The 15,977-nt window shown below is 71.3% G+C and carries 13 protein-coding genes; 9 read left to right on the plus strand and 4 right to left on the minus strand.

Annotated features, from left to right (window positions below; all coding sequences use genetic code 11):
- Positions 1 to 14: 14 nt before the first annotated feature.
- Both ACWFRJ_RS39010 and ACWFRJ_RS39015 read right to left on the minus strand, forming a co-directional pair.
- Positions 15 to 218 carry a DUF397 domain-containing protein gene (locus ACWFRJ_RS39010; RefSeq protein ID WP_453542458.1) on the minus strand — a complete coding sequence of 68 codons (204 nt, stop codon included), beginning with the start codon at positions 216 to 218 and terminating at the stop codon, positions 15 to 17.
- The gene (locus ACWFRJ_RS39015) at positions 215 to 769 is read right to left on the minus strand and encodes a DUF5753 domain-containing protein (protein ID WP_453542461.1); all 555 of its coding nucleotides are present in this window, start codon (positions 767 to 769) and stop codon (positions 215 to 217) included. Before ACWFRJ_RS39015 ends, ACWFRJ_RS39010 begins: the two co-directional genes overlap by 4 nt.
- A 162-nt stretch (positions 770 to 931) precedes the next feature.
- Between ACWFRJ_RS39015 and ACWFRJ_RS39020 the strand changes: the two genes are divergently transcribed.
- A complete protein-coding gene (locus ACWFRJ_RS39020) occupies positions 932 to 1,783 on the plus strand; it encodes a S1 family peptidase (protein WP_453542464.1) in 852 nt (283 codons plus the stop codon).
- 23 nt (positions 1,784 to 1,806) lie between these two features.
- Here the strand turns inward: ACWFRJ_RS39020 and ACWFRJ_RS39025 are convergent, their stop codons facing one another.
- Both ACWFRJ_RS39025 and ACWFRJ_RS39030 read right to left on the minus strand, forming a co-directional pair.
- Positions 1,807 to 3,408, minus strand: coding sequence for an N-acyl-D-amino-acid deacylase family protein (locus tag ACWFRJ_RS39025; protein ID WP_453542467.1), 1,602 nt, complete (start codon positions 3,406 to 3,408; stop codon positions 1,807 to 1,809).
- 330 nt (positions 3,409 to 3,738) lie between these two features.
- Positions 3,739 to 5,049 carry an amino acid deaminase gene (locus ACWFRJ_RS39030; protein ID WP_453542470.1) on the minus strand — a complete coding sequence of 437 codons (1,311 nt, stop codon included), beginning with the start codon at positions 5,047 to 5,049 and terminating at the stop codon, positions 3,739 to 3,741.
- 204 nt (positions 5,050 to 5,253) lie between these two features.
- On the opposite strand from ACWFRJ_RS39030, the gene ACWFRJ_RS39035 reads away from it, so the two are divergent.
- The 8 genes from ACWFRJ_RS39035 to ACWFRJ_RS39070 all read left to right on the plus strand — a co-directional run bounded on the left by ACWFRJ_RS39035 (position 5,254) and on the right by ACWFRJ_RS39070 (position 15,955).
- Positions 5,254 to 6,270, plus strand: a complete 1,017-nt coding sequence (locus ACWFRJ_RS39035) for a sugar kinase (protein WP_453542597.1) — start codon at positions 5,254 to 5,256, stop codon at positions 6,268 to 6,270.
- The gene (locus ACWFRJ_RS39040) at positions 6,267 to 7,025 is read left to right on the plus strand and encodes an IclR family transcriptional regulator (protein WP_453542473.1); all 759 of its coding nucleotides are present in this window, start codon (positions 6,267 to 6,269) and stop codon (positions 7,023 to 7,025) included. Before ACWFRJ_RS39035 ends, ACWFRJ_RS39040 begins: the two co-directional genes overlap by 4 nt.
- A 7-nt stretch (positions 7,026 to 7,032) precedes the next feature.
- Positions 7,033 to 7,446 carry a RidA family protein gene (locus ACWFRJ_RS39045; RefSeq protein WP_383282350.1) on the plus strand — a complete coding sequence of 138 codons (414 nt, stop codon included), beginning with the start codon at positions 7,033 to 7,035 and terminating at the stop codon, positions 7,444 to 7,446.
- A 123-nt stretch (positions 7,447 to 7,569) separates the two neighbouring features.
- Positions 7,570 to 9,060: a GntP family permease gene (locus ACWFRJ_RS39050; protein ID WP_453542477.1), complete on the plus strand. Its 1,491-nt coding sequence runs from the start codon at positions 7,570 to 7,572 to the stop codon at positions 9,058 to 9,060.
- A gap of 261 nt (positions 9,061 to 9,321) precedes the next feature.
- Positions 9,322 to 10,422, plus strand: a complete 1,101-nt coding sequence (locus tag ACWFRJ_RS39055) for a hypothetical protein (protein WP_453542480.1) — start codon at positions 9,322 to 9,324, stop codon at positions 10,420 to 10,422.
- On the plus strand, positions 10,419 to 11,090 hold the full coding sequence (locus ACWFRJ_RS39060; protein ID WP_453542483.1) for a hypothetical protein: 672 nt from the start codon (positions 10,419 to 10,421) through the stop codon (positions 11,088 to 11,090). Before ACWFRJ_RS39055 ends, ACWFRJ_RS39060 begins: the two co-directional genes overlap by 4 nt.
- A 2-nt stretch (positions 11,091 to 11,092) precedes the next feature.
- Positions 11,093 to 11,752, plus strand: coding sequence for an RES family NAD+ phosphorylase (locus tag ACWFRJ_RS39065; protein WP_453542486.1), 660 nt, complete (start codon positions 11,093 to 11,095; stop codon positions 11,750 to 11,752).
- 27 nt (positions 11,753 to 11,779) lie between these two features.
- Positions 11,780 to 15,955, plus strand: a complete 4,176-nt coding sequence (locus ACWFRJ_RS39070) for a CHAT domain-containing protein (protein WP_453542489.1) — start codon at positions 11,780 to 11,782, stop codon at positions 15,953 to 15,955.
- Positions 15,956 to 15,977 lie beyond the last annotated feature (22 nt).

The raw sequence follows: 15,977 nt of genomic DNA on the forward strand, positions 1-15,977 counted from the left end.
CCGCCGCCGGTTCCTCAGAAAAGGCGCTCGGACCCCGGGTCCCGGAGCTCGGCCGTGAAGTGGGCCCATGCGGTGGCTCGGACGGCGAAGGTGGGGCTTGCTTCGCCGAGCTTTGAGTCGCGGATGTGGATGGTGTGGGGGCAGGTGGCTATCTCTACGCAGTTGCCGCCTTCGTCATCGCTGTAGCTGGACTTGAACCAGGCGAGCTGGTTGCTCATAGCTCCTCCGCCAGTCTCCTGATGAACCCCGTCGACTCCTCAATGCTGAGGGCATGAACGCGGATCATGCCATGGCGCTGGGAGAGTTCACTGACCTTGGGGGGATCGGCGTAGAGCGCGCTTGTCTTCTGCCCTTCGACGTACCCGTAATGCTCGTGATCAGGGGTTTCCAGCAGCACCATTGATCCCGTGAGCGCGAGTCCGCTGCACCGGCCCATCGGCAGCACCTGAACCGACACGTTCCTCAAGCGATTTGCTTCCAGAACGCGTTGAAGCTGGCGCTGCATAGGCTCCCGGCCGCCAACCATGGTCCGCAGTGCGGCCTCGTACACCACGAAGCCGAAAACCACGGACGGCCGCGCCTGCAGCGCCTCCTGCCTGCGCAGCCGCGCGTTCACCCGCTCCTCGACGGTCTCGTCGTCCAGCGGCGGGCAGCTCTCGCTGATGAGCGCCCGCGCGTACTCCTCGGTCTGCAGCAGGCCCGGGATCAGCAGCGGCTCGTACGAATGGATCGCGATGGCTTCCGCCTCAGCCTGCCCAAATAGGCGCATTGTAGGAATGTCTCACCTGGGGTGTGCGGTGACCTGGGAGGTTGTTGGGAGGGGGTGGGACTTTTCTGCAATGGGAGTCAGACCTCTTGTCCGTGTGAGCGAGGCCCCCGAAGAATGCCCGTGACAACCACACAGGGCACAGCTGCAAGGGGGGCTCCACATATGAACAAGGCTCTCGCGGGCGGATTACTCGCTCTCACCCTCGTAGGGTTCGGCTCCGCGCCGTCGGCGCAGGCGGCAGGGGAGGCCGCGGCGAAAGGCGTCGACTTCGCAGGGACCGTCGCGCTCAGCAACTGCTCCGGCTCCGTCGTCCGTATGCCCCAGTCGAAGGCGGACGACCCGGCGCTCGTCCTCTCCAACGGTCACTGTCTGGAGAGCGGGTTCCCGATGGCGGGTGAGGTCATCGTCGACCAGCCGTCCACCCGCACCTTCAAGCTGCTCGACGCCACAGGTGCGGAGAAGGCCACGCTCACCGCGAGCAAGGTCTCGTACGCGACGATGACCGACACCGACATCTCGCTGTACCAACTCACCACCAGCTACGGCGACATCAAGAAGAAGTACGGCATCAAGGCGCTGGAGATCGACGCCGCCCACCCGGTCAAGGGGCGGGACATCACGGTCGTCTCCGGGTACTGGAAGAAGACGTACACCTGCAAGGTCGACGGGTTCGTGTACCGGCTCAAGGAGGGTGAGTGGACCTGGAAGGACTCGGTCCGCTACACCCCCGCGTGCCAGACCATCGGCGGCACGTCGGGGTCACCGGTGATCGACCACAAGACAGGCAAGGTCACCGCCGTCAACAACACGGGGAACGAGGCGGGCGAGCGCTGCACCCTCGACAACCCCTGTGAGGTCGACCGGCACGGCAACGTGACGGTCCGCAAGGGCATCAACTACGCGCAGGAGACGTACGGGATCGTGCCGTGCGTCGGGCACGACAGCAAGATCGACCTCGGCCGGAAGGGCTGCAAGCTGCCGCGACCGGCCGCGGCCGGGCTCCTTTCGAGGTAACGCGCTCGCTTCAGGGAGTCACTTCAGGGAGTACGGCGTACGGAGCGACCCGCGAGGACGTCCGTGCGCCGTCCGTCCTCCATCACGAACTTGCCGTCGATCAGGACGTGCGGGATGCCGGTCGGGAGGGTTCGGGGAGCGTCGAAGGTGGAGCCCGCCGCGACCGTGTCCGGGTCGAAGAGGACCAGGTCGGCGCGGTAGCCCTCGCGGACGATGCCCCGGTCGGGGAGGCGCAGGCGGGCGGCGGGGCGCCCGGTGAGGTGGGCGACGCACTCTTCGAGGGTGAGGACGCCGAGTTCGCGCACGTAGCGGCCGAGGTACTGCGGGAACGTGCCGTATGCGCGCGGGTGCGGCTTGAAGCCCTGGAGGATGCCGTCGCTGCCGCCCGTGTGCACGGGGTGCTGCATGATCGCCTGGACGTTGTCCTCGTGGCCGACGTGCTGGAGGATCGTCGAGCCGAGTTTGTCGTCGATGAGGAGTCGGCGGGCGGTGACCCAGGGCTCCTCGCCGCGCTGTGCGGCGGACTCGGCGACCGTCTTGCCCACGAAGGACGTGAGCTCGGGGTTCGAGACGCCGGAGATCTCGATCCTGTCCCACTCGATCGGTACGCCGTGACAGCCGTCGGCGCCGATGACCTCCATGTGGTGGCGGATCTTCTCGGCGGTCGCGTCGTCCTGGAGCCGGGCGAAGATCGAGTCGGGCCCGCCCTCGCTCGCCCAGCTCGGCAGCATGGCGACGAGGGTCGTGCAGCCGGGGGTGTAGGGGTACGTGTCGAGGGTGATGTCCGCGCCCTTCGCGAGCGCGTCGTCGAGGAGGGCGAGCAGGTCGGGCGCCTTGCCCTTGTTCACGCCGAAGTTCATGGTGGCGTGGGCGAGGTGGAGGGGGCAGTTCGCGGTGCGGGTGAGGTTGACCATCTCCTCGTACGCCTGGAGGGCGCCGGCGCCGTAACTGCGGTGGTGGGGGCAGTAGTAGCCGTTGAACTGGGCCACCACCTTGCAGAGCTCGGTGAGTTCGGAGTCGTCGGCGTACATGCCGGGGGTGTAGGTGAGGCCCGAGGACATGCCCACGGCACCCTGCTCCATCCCCTCCGCGACGAGCTGCTTCATGCGCTCGACCTCGGCGGGGGTCGCCGGGCGGTCGTCCCAGCCGACGGCGTACATCCGGACCGTGCCCTGGGGGATGAGGTAGGCCGCGTTGACGGCGATGCCCTGCCTGTCCAGGCGGTCCAGGTACTCGCCGACCGTGCGCCAGTCGAAGTCGATGTCGCTGCCGTCGCCGTTCCAGCCGGTGATGGCCTGGCGGACCTGGGCGAGGGTGCGGTCGTCCACGGGGGCGTAGCTGAGGCCGTCCTGGCCGATGACTTCCAGGGTCACGCCCTGGGCGGCCTTCGCGCTGTGGTCCGGGTCGCGGAGGAGGGCGAGGTCGCTGTGGGCGTGCATGTCGATGAAACCGGGCGCGAGGGCTAGGCCGTGGGCCTCTACCGTGCGGGTCCCTGTGGGACGGGGGCCCGCCGCCCCCTCCCGGTGGATGGTGCTGATCCTGCCCTCGTGTACGCCGACGTCGGCTCGGTACGAGGCACCTCCGGTGCCGTCTATGACGCGTGCGTCCCGGATCACCAGGTCCATGGGGGTGCCTCTCTGTGGTCTTTCGCTTGGCTGCTCGGCTGCGGGCTGTGTGTGGTGCACCCGGCCTCCGGCCGGGTTGTGGCTCCCACCCGCACCACCCGTGCGGCTTTCGTCGCCGGGTGCGGGTGGCCCTGGTGGGGCGACCCGCCGTCGGCGGATGCGGGGTACTCGGGCGGGTGGGTGGGACAAACTCGCCGCGAAGCGGCGGTTCTAGTCGTCCCGCCCACCCTGCAATGCGGGGCAATCGGGTGGGTGGGTGGGAGACATCCGCCGCGAAGCGGCGGTCTTTGGTCTGTTCGCCCGCCCCGTGGGCGAGCCCCGCCCGGGAAGCTAGAAGTACGTCCGGATGTAATCCACGACCGTTCCGTCGCCCTCGACCAGGGGAATCAGCTGCCACTTGTCGAACGACGTGCAGGGATGCGAGAGGCCAAGGCCCACCCAGTCACCCACGGCAAGATCCGCCTCCGGAGTCGTCCGGACCCACCCGTGCTGGTCGGAGAGCCCCGTCACAGTGACCCCGGTCGCGGGCCGGTCGACCCCGTCCCGGTGGACGACCTGCGCCTCGGGCAGGTCGATGTCGTACGCCGCATCCCGCTTGCCCGCGTTCGTGAACGCCTGCTCCGACGTCGGCCGGGACACCACCTGCGTCCAGAGCCGGAAGGCGGGGTGCAGCGTGCCCTCGTCCGGGACGCGGTTGAACGGCGTCAGGTGACGGTAGTGACCGTCGTCGTGCGAGACGTACGCCCCGGAACGGAGCAGCTTGACCACCGGAAGCGACAGCTCGGGAATCTCGTCGAAGACATTGGCCACCGCGTCGAACCACGCGCTGCCGCCCGCACTGACGACGACCTCGTCCAGATCGGCGAACCGGTTCGTCTTGTCGAACTCCACAAGCAGGGACGTAAGCCGGCGCAGCCACGCCTCGACCCGCTCGGGCGTAGCGTCCGGCACCTCGCCCTCGTACCCGGCGAGGCCCACAAGGCGCAGCGTGTCCGCCGCCGCGACCGCGTTGGCGATCTCGACGCACTCGTCCTCGGTACGCACACCGGTGCGCGCCCCGTCGCCCGCGCCGAGCTCCACGACGACGTCGACGGGACGCGTCGCGCCCGCCGCGCGCAGAGCGGCGTCCATGAGGGCGACACCGGGTACGGAGTCGACGTAGCAGATGAAGCGGAACGCGGGGTCCGCGTCGAGCTCGCCCGCGATCCAGCGCAGCGCCGCCGCGTCCACCAGCTCATTGGCGAGGAAGATCCGCTCGATCCCGAAGGCGCGCGCGACCCGCACCTGGTGCGGCACGGCCAGGGTGATGCCCCACGCGCCCCGCTCCAGCTGACGCGCGAAGAGCTGCGGCGCCATGGACGTCTTGCCGTGCGGGGCGAAGGCGAGCCCGTGCCGTTCGGAGTACGTCTCCATCAGCGCGAGGTTGTGTTCGAGGCGCTCGGCGGAGAGCGCGAGGACGGGCGTGGTGAAGCCGTCCGTGAAGAGGTTCCGGCGCTGGGCCGCGAGCTCGCCGACCGTCAGCCCCTCCGCGTCCGGCGGGAGACCCTTGAAGCGGTGGTCGACCCGCTCTCGTGTGAGCCGGTCCAGCTCCTGGGCCAGACGCCCGTCGGTGCGGTGGTCGGCTGCGCTGTCGGCGGCCATGGCGCCTCCTCGAAAAGGTGCGTTGCATAATGCGCAACGGTCATTGCGTATGTCGCTTACTGCTGTCTAACATCCGAGCCAACGCCGGGTCAACGGATCCGGACGGTCGGCCAGGACGGCAACAGAGCGGCAACAGGACAGCAAGGGGTTGGAGCGGACGTGTCGAAGGTGACCGCAGGTGGAGTGTCGGGCGGCGTGGACGTCATGGACGTCGTGGCGCTCGGCGAGTCCATGGTCACGTTCCTGCCCACCCGCGCGGGCCGCCTCGCCGACGTACCCTCCTTCGATCGCGGAATCGGCGGCGCCGAGTCGAACGTCGCCTGCGCGCTCGCCGCGGCCGGGCACCGCACCCGCTGGGTCAGCCGCGTAGGCGCCGACGGCTTCGGCGACCACCTCGTCGAGGCGATCGCCCGCTACGGAGTGGACACCAGCGCCGTGCGCCGCGACCCGCACCGCCCCACCGGCATCTACTTCCGCACCGCCGACGACCGCGACACCGACGCCCACGAGGTCCTCTACTACCGCGCGGGATCCGCGGCCTCCGCGATGTCCACGGCCAACCTCGACCAGACCGCGCTGCGCTCCGGGCGCCTCCTGCACCTGTCCGGCATCACCGCCGCGCTCTCCGCGGACTGCCTGGACCTGCTGCGCGCGCTCACGGATGCGGCGACAGGGGCGGACGGCGTCTCCTTCGACGTCAACTACCGCCCGCGCCTGTGGCCGGACGGCGGCGAGGAAGTACTCCTCGACCTCGCGCGCGGCGCCGACCTCGTCTTCGTCGGCGAGGACGAGGCCGCCGAAGCCTGGGGCATCACCGGTGGCCCCGACGCGATCCGCGCCGCCCTGCCCGAGCCGCAGCTCCTCGTCGTCAAGCGGGGCGCGGACGGCGCCGTCGCCTATGGCAGCGGGGGCACGCGGTACGAGGAGCCCGCGCCCCGTGTCGACGTCGTCGCGGCCGTCGGCGCCGGTGACGCCTTCGCCGCCGGGTTCCTCTCCGCCACCCTGCGCGGACTGCCCGTCGAGCAGCGCCTGCGCCACGGCCACCTCATGGCCGCCGCCGCCCTCACCGTCCCCGGCGACCTCGCCACGCCCCCTTCCCGGGACCACGCCGACCGCCTGGCAGCCCTCGACGCGTCCGCCTGGGGGAGACTGCACCTCGGCCCCGGCTGGACGGACGGCGTCCCCGTGAACACTGAGGCCAAGGAGGAGGCACGTACATGAGTCAGACCGTAGACCGCGCCCTGTCCATCCTGCCGCTGCTCGCCGAGGGCCCCGCCGACCTCGGCCAGGTCGCCGAGCGCCTCGACGTGCACAAGTCCACCGCCCTGCGGCTGCTTCGCACGCTCCACGAACACGGCCTGGTCTACCGCCAGTCCGACCAGCGCTACCGCCTCGGCGCCCGCCTCTTCGCGCTCGCCCAGGAGGCCGTCGAGAACCTCGACGTACGCGAGATCGCGCATCCCCACCTCCTCGCCCTCAACGAGAAGTGCGGCCACACGGTCCACCTCGCGGTCTACGAGGAGCAGGAAGTCCTCTACATCGACAAGGTCGAGAGCCGCTACCCGGTGCGGATGTACTCGCGCATCGGGAAGCCGGTGGCGATCACGGTCGCCGCCGTCGCCAAGCTGCTGCTCTCCGACCTTCCCGAGGCCGAGCGCCGCGCCGTCGCGGAGAAGCTCGACTACCCCACGTACACGTCCCGTTCGACACCCAACGCCGCCGCGTTCCTCAAGGAGCTCGGCGCCGTACGCGAACAGGGATGGGCCACCGACCTCGGTGGTCACGAGGAGTCCATCAACTGCATCGGGGCCCCCATCCGCGGTGCGGACGGCCGGGTCGTCGCCGCCATGTCGGTCTCCGCGCCGAATGTCGTCGTCACCGCCGACGAACTCCTCACGCTGCTCCCGCTGGTGCGCCGTACGGCGGACGCCATCAGCCGGGAGTACTCCGGCAAGTCACCCCTCAAGGAAGCCTGAGCACGTCATGACCACCGAGAAGACCGGCCTCACCCCGGCCACCCACACCACCCCGCCCGCGAAGTTCTCCCACGGCGTCAAGAAGGGCAACATCCTTCAGGTCGCCGGTCAGGTCGGCTTTCTCCCCGCCGAGGAGGGCAAGGCCCCCACCCCCGCGGGCCCCACCCTGCGCGAGCAGACCCTCCAGACGTTCGCCAACGTCAAGGCGATCCTCGAAGAGGGCGGCGCGACCTGGGACGACGTGATGATGATGCGCGTCTACCTCACGGACGTGGACCACTTCGCCGAGATGAACAAGATCTACAACGAGTACTTCGAGGAGCAGGGCCTCAAGGCCCCCGCCTCCGCCCGCACCACGGTCTACGTCGGCCTCCCGGCCGGTCTGCTCATCGAGATCGACGCGCTCGCGGTCCTGGGCTGATCCGCCCAACACTCTGAGCATTCCGTAAGCCGTACGTCTTCACGGCGCGGCGCCAACTCCCCCCGAGGCGCCGCGCCGTGATCCCCCCTGCCCCGAAAGCCCCATGCACTTACGAGGTCAACGATGTCTTCGTCCCCCTTCGCCGCGCTCGCGGCCGCCGCCCCCGCCGAGACACCACCCCACACCGGTGGAATCCTCACCCTGATCGACGGCACGGCAGGTCTCCTGACCGTCGCCGCGCTCGGCATCCTGCTTCTGCTCTTCCTGATCATCAAGGTGAGGCTGCAGCCCTTCGTGGCGCTGCTCGCGGTCTCCATAGTCGTCGGCCTCTCGGCCGGTCTCTCCGTCACCGAACTCTTCGGCACGGTCCAGAAGTCCGACGTGGTCTCGGTCATCGAGTCCGGCATGGGCGGCATCCTGGGCCATGTGGCGATCATCATCGGCCTCGGCACGATGCTCGGCGCGATCCTTGAGGTCTCGGGCGGTGCGGAGGTCCTCGCCTCACGCCTCCTCGGCCTCTTCGGTGAGAAGCGGGCGCCCCTCGCGATGGGCCTGACGGGCCTGATCTTCGGTATCCCGGTCTTCTTCGACGTCGGCATCTTCGTCCTCGCGCCGATCGTGTACGCCGCCGCCAAGCGCAGCGGCAAGTCGATCCTGATCTACTGCCTGCCCCTGCTCGCGGGCCTCTCGATGACCCACGCGTTCCTGCCCCCGCACCCGGGTCCGGTGGCGGCGGCCGGTCTGCTCAAGGTGGACCTCGGCTGGGTCATCCTGATGGGCATCGTCTGCGGCATCCCGGCCGTCATCGCGGCCTGGGTCTACGCCGCGTGGATCGGCAAGCGCATCTTCGTGCCCGTCCCGCAGGACATGGTCGAGGCGGCCGACGAGGCGAAGGCCGCCGTCGTCGCCGAGCAGCGCGCGGCCGGAGTGCAGCCGAGCGAGAAGCCGGTGCCGCTCGGCATCGTGTTCGCGATCATCGGAACGCCGCTGTTCCTGATCCTCCTCGCGACCTTCTCCTCCATCGCCTTCGACCCCTCGACCCTGCGCAGCGTCATCGAGTTCTTCGGCAGCCCCTTCGTCGCCCTGACGATCGCCCTGCTGATGGCGTACTACCTTCTCGGCATCCGGCGCGGCTGGTCGCGCAAGTCCCTGGAGACGGTCTCGACCTCGTCCCTGAAGCCGGTCGGCAACATCCTGCTCGTGGTCGGCGCCGGCGGCATCTTCGGCGCGGTCCTCAAGGCGAGCGGCGTGGCCGGGGCGCTCTCGGACACCTTCCAGGACGTGGGCCTGCCCATCATCGTCCTCGCCTACCTGCTCTCCCTGGTGCTGCGCGTCGCGCAGGGCTCGGCGACGGTCGCGATCGTGACGACGGCGGGCATCGTGGCCCCGCTCCTCTCCGAGGGCGACCACTCGCAGGCGTTCGTCGCCCTGGTCATCATGGCGATCTCCGCGGGCTCGATCTTCGCCTCGCACGTGAACGACGGCGGCTTCTGGATGGTGGCGAAGTACTTCGGCATCTCGGAGCGCGACACGCTGAAGACGTGGACCGTCCTCGAGTCGGTGCTCTCCATCGCCGGGTTCGCGGTGGCGGCTGTGGTGAGTCTGTTCGTCTAGCGCGTTCTTGCAGAGCGAGATCCGCGTCTCGTACGTCGATGGAGGCGCCCCCGACCACAACGGCCGGGGGCGCCTTTCGTCGTCCCGACCCGTTTCCGCCCCGCGCGCGCCCGGAGTCCGACCGGCGGCTGCTGTGCAATGGAGGACGAGGGGAGAACGGAACGGGCTTGTGAGGGGTGTGACGCCGGTGCGATCCTTGCCGCCATGTCACCGCCTCCTCACATACCCGATCACGGATTGGTACTCGAGGAGGTGAGGAAGGTGCGGCGGGCAGGCGTCGTCAGACTGCGCGAGACGGATACGCCTGAGCTGATCCGTATCGCCGGTGAACTACCCGCAGCCGACGGCGAGTTGTCCTTCGGAGCCGTCGAGCGACTGCTCCGGACCGCCGTCGCCGGAATCGGCGGAGGCAGTCTCCAGACCGCCGCCGAGTACACCCTCGGCCTCGCCCAGGGCACCCGCGACTGGCCGCCCGCGGACCGGCGCCGAAGGGCCGCCCAGGTGTACGGGGTCAGCGTCGAACGGTTCCGCAAACACCACGAGTTGATGGTGCTCGGGCAGATAGCCGAGCAGGTCGTCGGCATCGCGGTCCGAGTACCGGGGGAGAGTGGTGGGCCGGCGGGCGGACTGCCCGCGGCCCACCGCGAACTCCGCCTCTCTCTGCACGGGCGCGCCGTGACCGTCACCGTGCACGTCCACTCGGTGGACCTGCTGCGGGACGTGGACGTCATCGTCTCGCCGTCGAACACGTACTTCGCGCTGCCCGCCGCCTACAAGTCGTCGGTCTCGGCGACCCTGCGCAGGGCCGGAGCGCGTAAAGACCCCACGGGGGGACTCGTCGAGGACCACGTCCACGACGAGTTACGGGGATGGGCCGCCCGGCACGGAGTACCGGGCCGGGCGGCCCTGCCGGGAACGGTCGTCGCCACCTCGTCCGGCGCCCTCGCGGACCAGGGCGTCCGGCGGATCTACCACGTGGCGGTGGCCGTGCCCCGGCCCGAGACCAACGACTACGACGTGCAGCCCGCCGACGTGACCCGGGGTGTGGCCCGCGCCTTCGCGCTGCTCGCCGAGGAGTCCCGCGCGAGCGACCCGCCCCTCACCTCCATCTGCCTGCCGCTGCTCGGCGCCGGCCGCGGCGGCCTCCCGCCGCTGGAGAGCTTCGGCGCGCTGTGGGCGGCCGTGGAGGCGGAACTCGCCCGCGGCGCGGTCCTGGACGTCCACTTCGTCGTCCGCCGCCATGCGCGCGCCGACCTCATAGAGCGGCTGCTCGCCGGATTCGCCGACCGGGGGACGGGCGGCGACCGGGGGACGGGTGAAGACCGGGGCATCCGCGAAGACCACGTCAGGGGGAAACCGTGAATCCGTACGCCGTGCTCGCGGCCGCCGCCGCGCTCTGGGACCGCATCGCGGAGCACCTGGACCAGCCGCTCCGCGACCGACTCGCGACGCTCCTCGACGTCGTACGCGCCCGGGACGCCGACGAGCTGACCCGCAGGGAAGCGGCCTACCGGGCGGCGGAGCTGTTGAGCGAGCGGCTGCCGGAGGAGTTCGGCGCCGGGGGCGAGGCGCGGCTCACCATGGACGCCGAGCTCGAAGGGGCGACCGGTGAGGACCTCGATTACCAGGGATTTCGCGTAGAGGACCTGGCCGTGCTCCTGATCGACGGCCACCGCATGGTCGGCCCCGTGCTCGGCCCGGTCCGCGAACGGCTGCTCGCCGCGCCCGCCCTGGACGCCGACACGGTGCTGCGGCACGGCGGCAACCCGTTCGCGCCCGAACTGATCCGGCTGCCCGGCGCGGGTGGTCTGCCACGCCTGCCGCGCTTCCAGTTCTCCGAGGACGCGATGCCCTGGCTCGTCGTCCTCGAAGTCAACGCCGTCCTGACCGCCGACCGCGACCCCTGGGGCGCCGCCGACTGGTGGCTCTCCGCCAATGCCTGGCTCGGCACCTCTCCCGCACTGCTCCTGGGTTCCGGGCGCGACCGCCAACTCGCGGACACCGCACGCTTCTTGATGGAGGGTGAGTAGTCGTGCCCAACTACCGCCCGCCCGACACCATGACCGGCACCCCCGCCAAGGTCACCCTGGAACGCGGCACGGTCCTGCACCGCGTGCACTCCTCGCGCCGCGACCCCGCAGGATTCAACCCGCGCCCCTCGCACTGCCTTTACGGCGGCGGCCGCTTCGACGGAACGGCCTGCGATCCCTACGGCTACCTCTACGCGGGCCTCAGCCCGGCGGCGGCGGTCTGCGAGACGCTGCTGCGCTCCCTGCCGTTCGACCCGTCGGGCGGCCCCCGCCTCGTCCCGCGCGTGAGCGTCGAAGGGCGGCGCCTCTCCACGCTCCGGCTCACCACCGACCTCACCGTGGTGTCGCTGATGAGCGCGCAGGAACTGGCCGCCGTCCACCAGGACAGCTGGCTCGTGCAGACCGAGGCGATCGACTACGCGTACACGCGCGACTGGGCGCACTGGATCCGTGGCCACACCGACCCCTGGGCGCAGGGCTTCGTCTGGTCGTCGAAGCGCGAGCCGGGCGACCGTACGGTACTGCTCTTCGCCGACCGGTGCCCGCAGGGAGCCGTCGAGGCCGTCGAGGGGAACGCGGTGGACTTCGCCGCGACGGACGGCGAACGATGGCTCAACTCCGTCCTCCAGCCGTACCACGCGCGCCTCGCGCCCACACCCTGAGAGCCCTCTTCACACGTAAGGGTCACTGTGCTCGACGAGAACGGACAGCCGCGGCTCGAGGACGAGCGCGACGAGATCCTCGACCGCATCGCGCGACTGCCGTCCGACGCGCAGGAGGCGCCGACGCTGTGCGCGTACGCGGGCGAACTGAGCTACCGCATCCACCTGTCGGCCGAGAGCGAGCCGGACGGCGCGGACCTGGAGCTCGCGGCGGAAGCCTTCGCCCTGGCCTTCGCGGCGCCGGGCGCTGACGACGACTGGCACGCCTGGCGGATCGTGTACGCGCACGTGCGCGCCATCCAGTACGACGCCGACCCTTCACCGGAACTCCTCTCCTCATGCTGGGAGTTGCTCCTCTCCGGAACCGCGTCACTGTCCGCCGACGACCCCACGTACGACGCCCCACGCGCACTGGGCAGCCATCTGCTCGCCCTCTGCGCGAAGGAGCGGTACAGGCAGGCGCCGGACGCCCCGCACGAGGAGCGGATCGCCCTGCTCGACGAGGCCGTGAACCGCTCCGCCGACGCCGAAGGAGTCCTGGAGGCGGGCAGCGAGGAGGCCGTCGACCTGTGGGAGGCCCAGGGCTTCCTGCGGCTCGAACGCTTCCTGCTGGGCGGCCGGGTCGAGGACGCGGCAGCCGCCGCCGCGCACTACAAGGCGGTTCTCGAAGCCGCCCTGCCCGGCACCGACCTGCCGCTCGTCCGGCACAGCGTGGGCATCGCGCTGCTCCTGCACGGCCGAGCGACCGCCGACCGGGACGAACTGGAGGAGGCCCGCGAGGCGTTCGGCACGGCGGTCCGCGACGCACGACGGCGTACCGGCGAAGACCCGTGGTGGGCCGGGGAGGCGGAGAGTCGGGCCCTCTTCGTCCGCTTCATGATCTGGTCCACCTGGAAGGACCAGGCGCACGCGGCGGCGGGCGAGGTCGAGCTGACCGCGTTGCTCGCCCGGCCCGGTGCCGAGGAGGAGCTGCTGCCGCAGTTCCTCGACGGATTCGGGCGGCTGCTCTACGAGCGGGCGAGCGTCCGGGGTGACGGGGCGGGCTGCGACCGGGGCATCGCCCTGATGCGGCGCGCGGTCACCGAGTGGCTGCCCGAACGGGACGGCAAGATCACGGCGGCGGCGATGTTCCTCGCCTACTGCCAGCAGACCCGCCACGCCGCCGACCCGGATCCGAGCCGCATCGCGGACGTCGCAGAGGCGGCCGGAATCGTCCTCGCGGACGAGGAGACGCATGCCGACGTACGGAAGGGCGCGCGGATCCTCGCCGCCTGGGCCCGGTTCTACGGCGAGGAGCAGGGGGACGACGGCACGACGGCGCCGCAGGGCGACGACATCACCACTGTGTACAACGAACTGCTCAACGACATCGACGCAGGCGTCACCTTCCTGGACTTCAGCGAGAACGACGAGGACTTCCCCGGGCTCATGGCGGGCTACAGCCCCCAACGCCAGGCGGCCGTGTTCGACGAGATGTACACCGAGTGGCGCGCGATCGAACCAGGCCCCGGCCGCGCGAGGGCCGCCGCCATGCTCCTCTCGCACCTGCGGATCCTGGATCCGCACGGCGCCCACGTCAGCGCGGCGCAGAAGGACGAGCTGATGGCGGCCGCGTTCGAACACGGCCAGGACGACCCGGCGTGGCAGCGCACCGCGCACATGACGGTCGGCGCCGCCCGGATGGCGGACGAGATGGCGGGCGCGGGCAGTGGCATGGACACGGTCCTCGACCACTTCGCGCAGGCGCAGGCCGCGGGCGCGCGGGCCGGTGGCGGATCCGGAGGGCACGGGCTCGACCTCGCAAGGATCATGGCCACCAGCCACCGGGGGCAGACCGGCGGCGGGGCCGACGACGTCGAGGCGGCCCGCGCCCAGTGGCGTGAGCTGCGCGACCACCCCGGCCTCTCCCCGCACAAGCGCCGGATCATGGACGCGCAGCAGGCGTCCTTCGACGCCCAGGCCGCGATCCGGCGCGGCGACCTCGCCGCCGCCGACCGGCACACCGGCGTCGTCATCGAGGTGCATGCCGGGCTCGACCCGGATGACCCTTCCCGCGCCGAACTGTGGACGCTCATCGAGATCAACCGGGGGATCCGTGACGACCTCGCCGATGATCTCGGCGAGCCGCCGGCCCCGCCGCTCGTCGGCAGGCCCACCGCCGCGAGGCTGCGCAGGGAAGCGGCCCGGCTGCCGCGCGACCACCGGGCCTGGGTGCTCGGTGACAGCGGCATCACCCGCTTCGTACGGGCGGGGAAGACCCAGGACCCCGCCGACCTGGCCGAGGCGATGGAGCTGCTCGAGGAGGCTCATGACCTGGTCGACGAGGGCAGCGACAGCAAGCTGCGCTACGCCGGCTCCCTCGGCGGCTGCCACCTCGCGCTCGCCGTGCTCCAGCGCGACCCGCGCGCCCGCGACCGCCATCTCGCCCGGGGCATCGAGATGCTGGAGTACTCCTACGGCGTGGTCGGCGGTCCCGAGCACCGCCTCTACGCCTCCACCGGCCTTGGTCTCGCGCGCGCCTACCGCACCCGTGACTCGCTGCGCGCCGACGACCGCGCGCACGCACGCCGCATCGGGCTCGACGCCCTGCGCGGTCACGCCTGGGCCGCGCTGCTCCAGTCCGGCACCGAGCACGCGACGCAGGCCGCGGAGAAGGCCACGGGCGCGGCGCTCGAAGTCGCCGCGTGGTGCCTGCGCGACAACGCCCCCGAGGAGGCGGTACGGGCGCTCGACGCCTGCCGGGGTCTCGTCCTGCACGCGGCGACCACGTCGAGCACCGTGCCGGAGCGGCTCGTCGCGGTCGGCCGTGAGGATCTGGCGGCCGAGTGGCGCGGGGCGGGCGCCGCGCCCGATCAGGCCGCGGACCCGCTCTCCGCCGCGCAGGCCTCCCTGTCCGTCCCCAGCGCCCTGCGCCGCCGCGTACTCGCCGCGCTCACCGGCGAGGAGGCGCCACCCGGCGAAGGCACCCCGCAGGACCGGCTGCTCGACCCGCCCACGCCGGCCGAGATCGCCACCGCCCTGCGCACCCTGGGCAAGGACGCGCTGATCTACCTCGTCCCCGCCTCCGACGACGGGGGCGGCGCGGCGGTCGTCGTCACCAACGGCGGCGACACGCACTCCGTACCGCTGCCCAAACTGAGGGAGGACGCGGGACCACTCACCACGTACGTTCCCGCGGGCGAGGGCGCCCGCGACATGGGCCCGGTGCCGGGCTACGCCGCTGCGTCCCCGCCCGCGTCGTCTACCGCGACACCTCACCGCGACCGGCTCGACCGGCTCTGCGGCTGGGCCTGGTACGCGGCGATGCGCCCGCTGTTCGACGCCTTCGCAGCGCCAAGGAAACCCGGCAGGGTGCCGCGCCTCGTGCTCGTCCCGATGGGCGCGCTCGGCCTTGTCCCCTGGCACGCGGCGTGGGACCGGGCGGACGACGGGGGCCGCAGGTACGCGGTGCAGGACGCGGAGATCTCGTACGCCGCCTCCGCACGGCTCCTGTGCGACGTGGCCGCAAGGACCGCGGTGCCGCACACCGGGCGCGCGCTGGTCGTCGGCAACCCCACGGGGGACCTGCGGTACGCGGGCGAGGAGGCCGACGCCGTACAGCGGGTCTTCTACCCGTCGGGGCAGTTCCTCGGGGGCCGCTCAGGCGGGCTTTCGGACGGAGCGGGCACTCCGGCGGAGGTGGTGTCCTGGCTGCGCGCGGGCGACGAGGACAGCGGCGGGGTGCTGCACCTGGCCTGCCACGCGGCGGTCACGGGGCGAGCGGCGGCGAGCGGCAGCGCGTATCTCTCGCTGCACGGCGGCGAGTTGTCGGCGGAGGAACTGACGGAGGCGCTGAGCGGCGGGGGCCGCGGCCGCCTCGCCCTGGTGCTGCTCGCCGCCTGCCGGAGCCACGTTTCCGGACGCGGCCACAACGAGGCGTACACGCTCTCGACGGCGTTCCTCGTGGCGGGCGCGCGGTCGGTGATCGGCTCGCTGTGGCCGGTGCCGGACGACGCGACGTCGGTCCTGATGTTCCTCACGCACCACTATCTGCGGGAGGAGGGGGAGACCCCGGCGAGGGCGCTGCGGCGGGCCCAGCTGTGGATCCTGGACCCGGGACGTGAACTCCCGCCGGGGCTACCGCCGGTGCTGGCCGAACGGGCGCGGGGAGTGGACCCCGACGACCTGAGCGGGTGGGCGGGGTTCACGCATCTGGGGCAGTAGCGGGCCGGGGCCTTGGTCGCCG

Source organism: Streptomyces sp. NPDC055239, assembly GCF_053606205.1.

What these genes read in the sequence shown, in the direction of transcription:
- ACWFRJ_RS39010 (WP_453542458.1), bottom strand. Translation starts at nt 218, where the DNA reads ATGAGCAACCAGCTCGCCTGGTTCAAGTCCAGCTACAGCGATGACGAA.
- ACWFRJ_RS39015 (WP_453542461.1), bottom strand. Translation starts at nt 769, where the DNA reads ATGCGCCTATTTGGGCAGGCTGAGGCGGAAGCCATCGCGATCCATTCG.
- ACWFRJ_RS39020 (WP_453542464.1), top strand. Translation starts at nt 932, where the DNA reads ATGAACAAGGCTCTCGCGGGCGGATTACTCGCTCTCACCCTCGTAGGG.
- ACWFRJ_RS39025 (WP_453542467.1), bottom strand. Translation starts at nt 3,408, where the DNA reads ATGGACCTGGTGATCCGGGACGCACGCGTCATAGACGGCACCGGAGGT.
- ACWFRJ_RS39030 (WP_453542470.1), bottom strand. Translation starts at nt 5,049, where the DNA reads ATGGCCGCCGACAGCGCAGCCGACCACCGCACCGACGGGCGTCTGGCC.
- ACWFRJ_RS39035 (WP_453542597.1), top strand. Translation starts at nt 5,254, where the DNA reads ATGGACGTCGTGGCGCTCGGCGAGTCCATGGTCACGTTCCTGCCCACC.
- ACWFRJ_RS39040 (WP_453542473.1), top strand. Translation starts at nt 6,267, where the DNA reads ATGAGTCAGACCGTAGACCGCGCCCTGTCCATCCTGCCGCTGCTCGCC.
- ACWFRJ_RS39045 (WP_383282350.1), top strand. Translation starts at nt 7,033, where the DNA reads ATGACCACCGAGAAGACCGGCCTCACCCCGGCCACCCACACCACCCCG.
- ACWFRJ_RS39050 (WP_453542477.1), top strand. Translation starts at nt 7,570, where the DNA reads ATGTCTTCGTCCCCCTTCGCCGCGCTCGCGGCCGCCGCCCCCGCCGAG.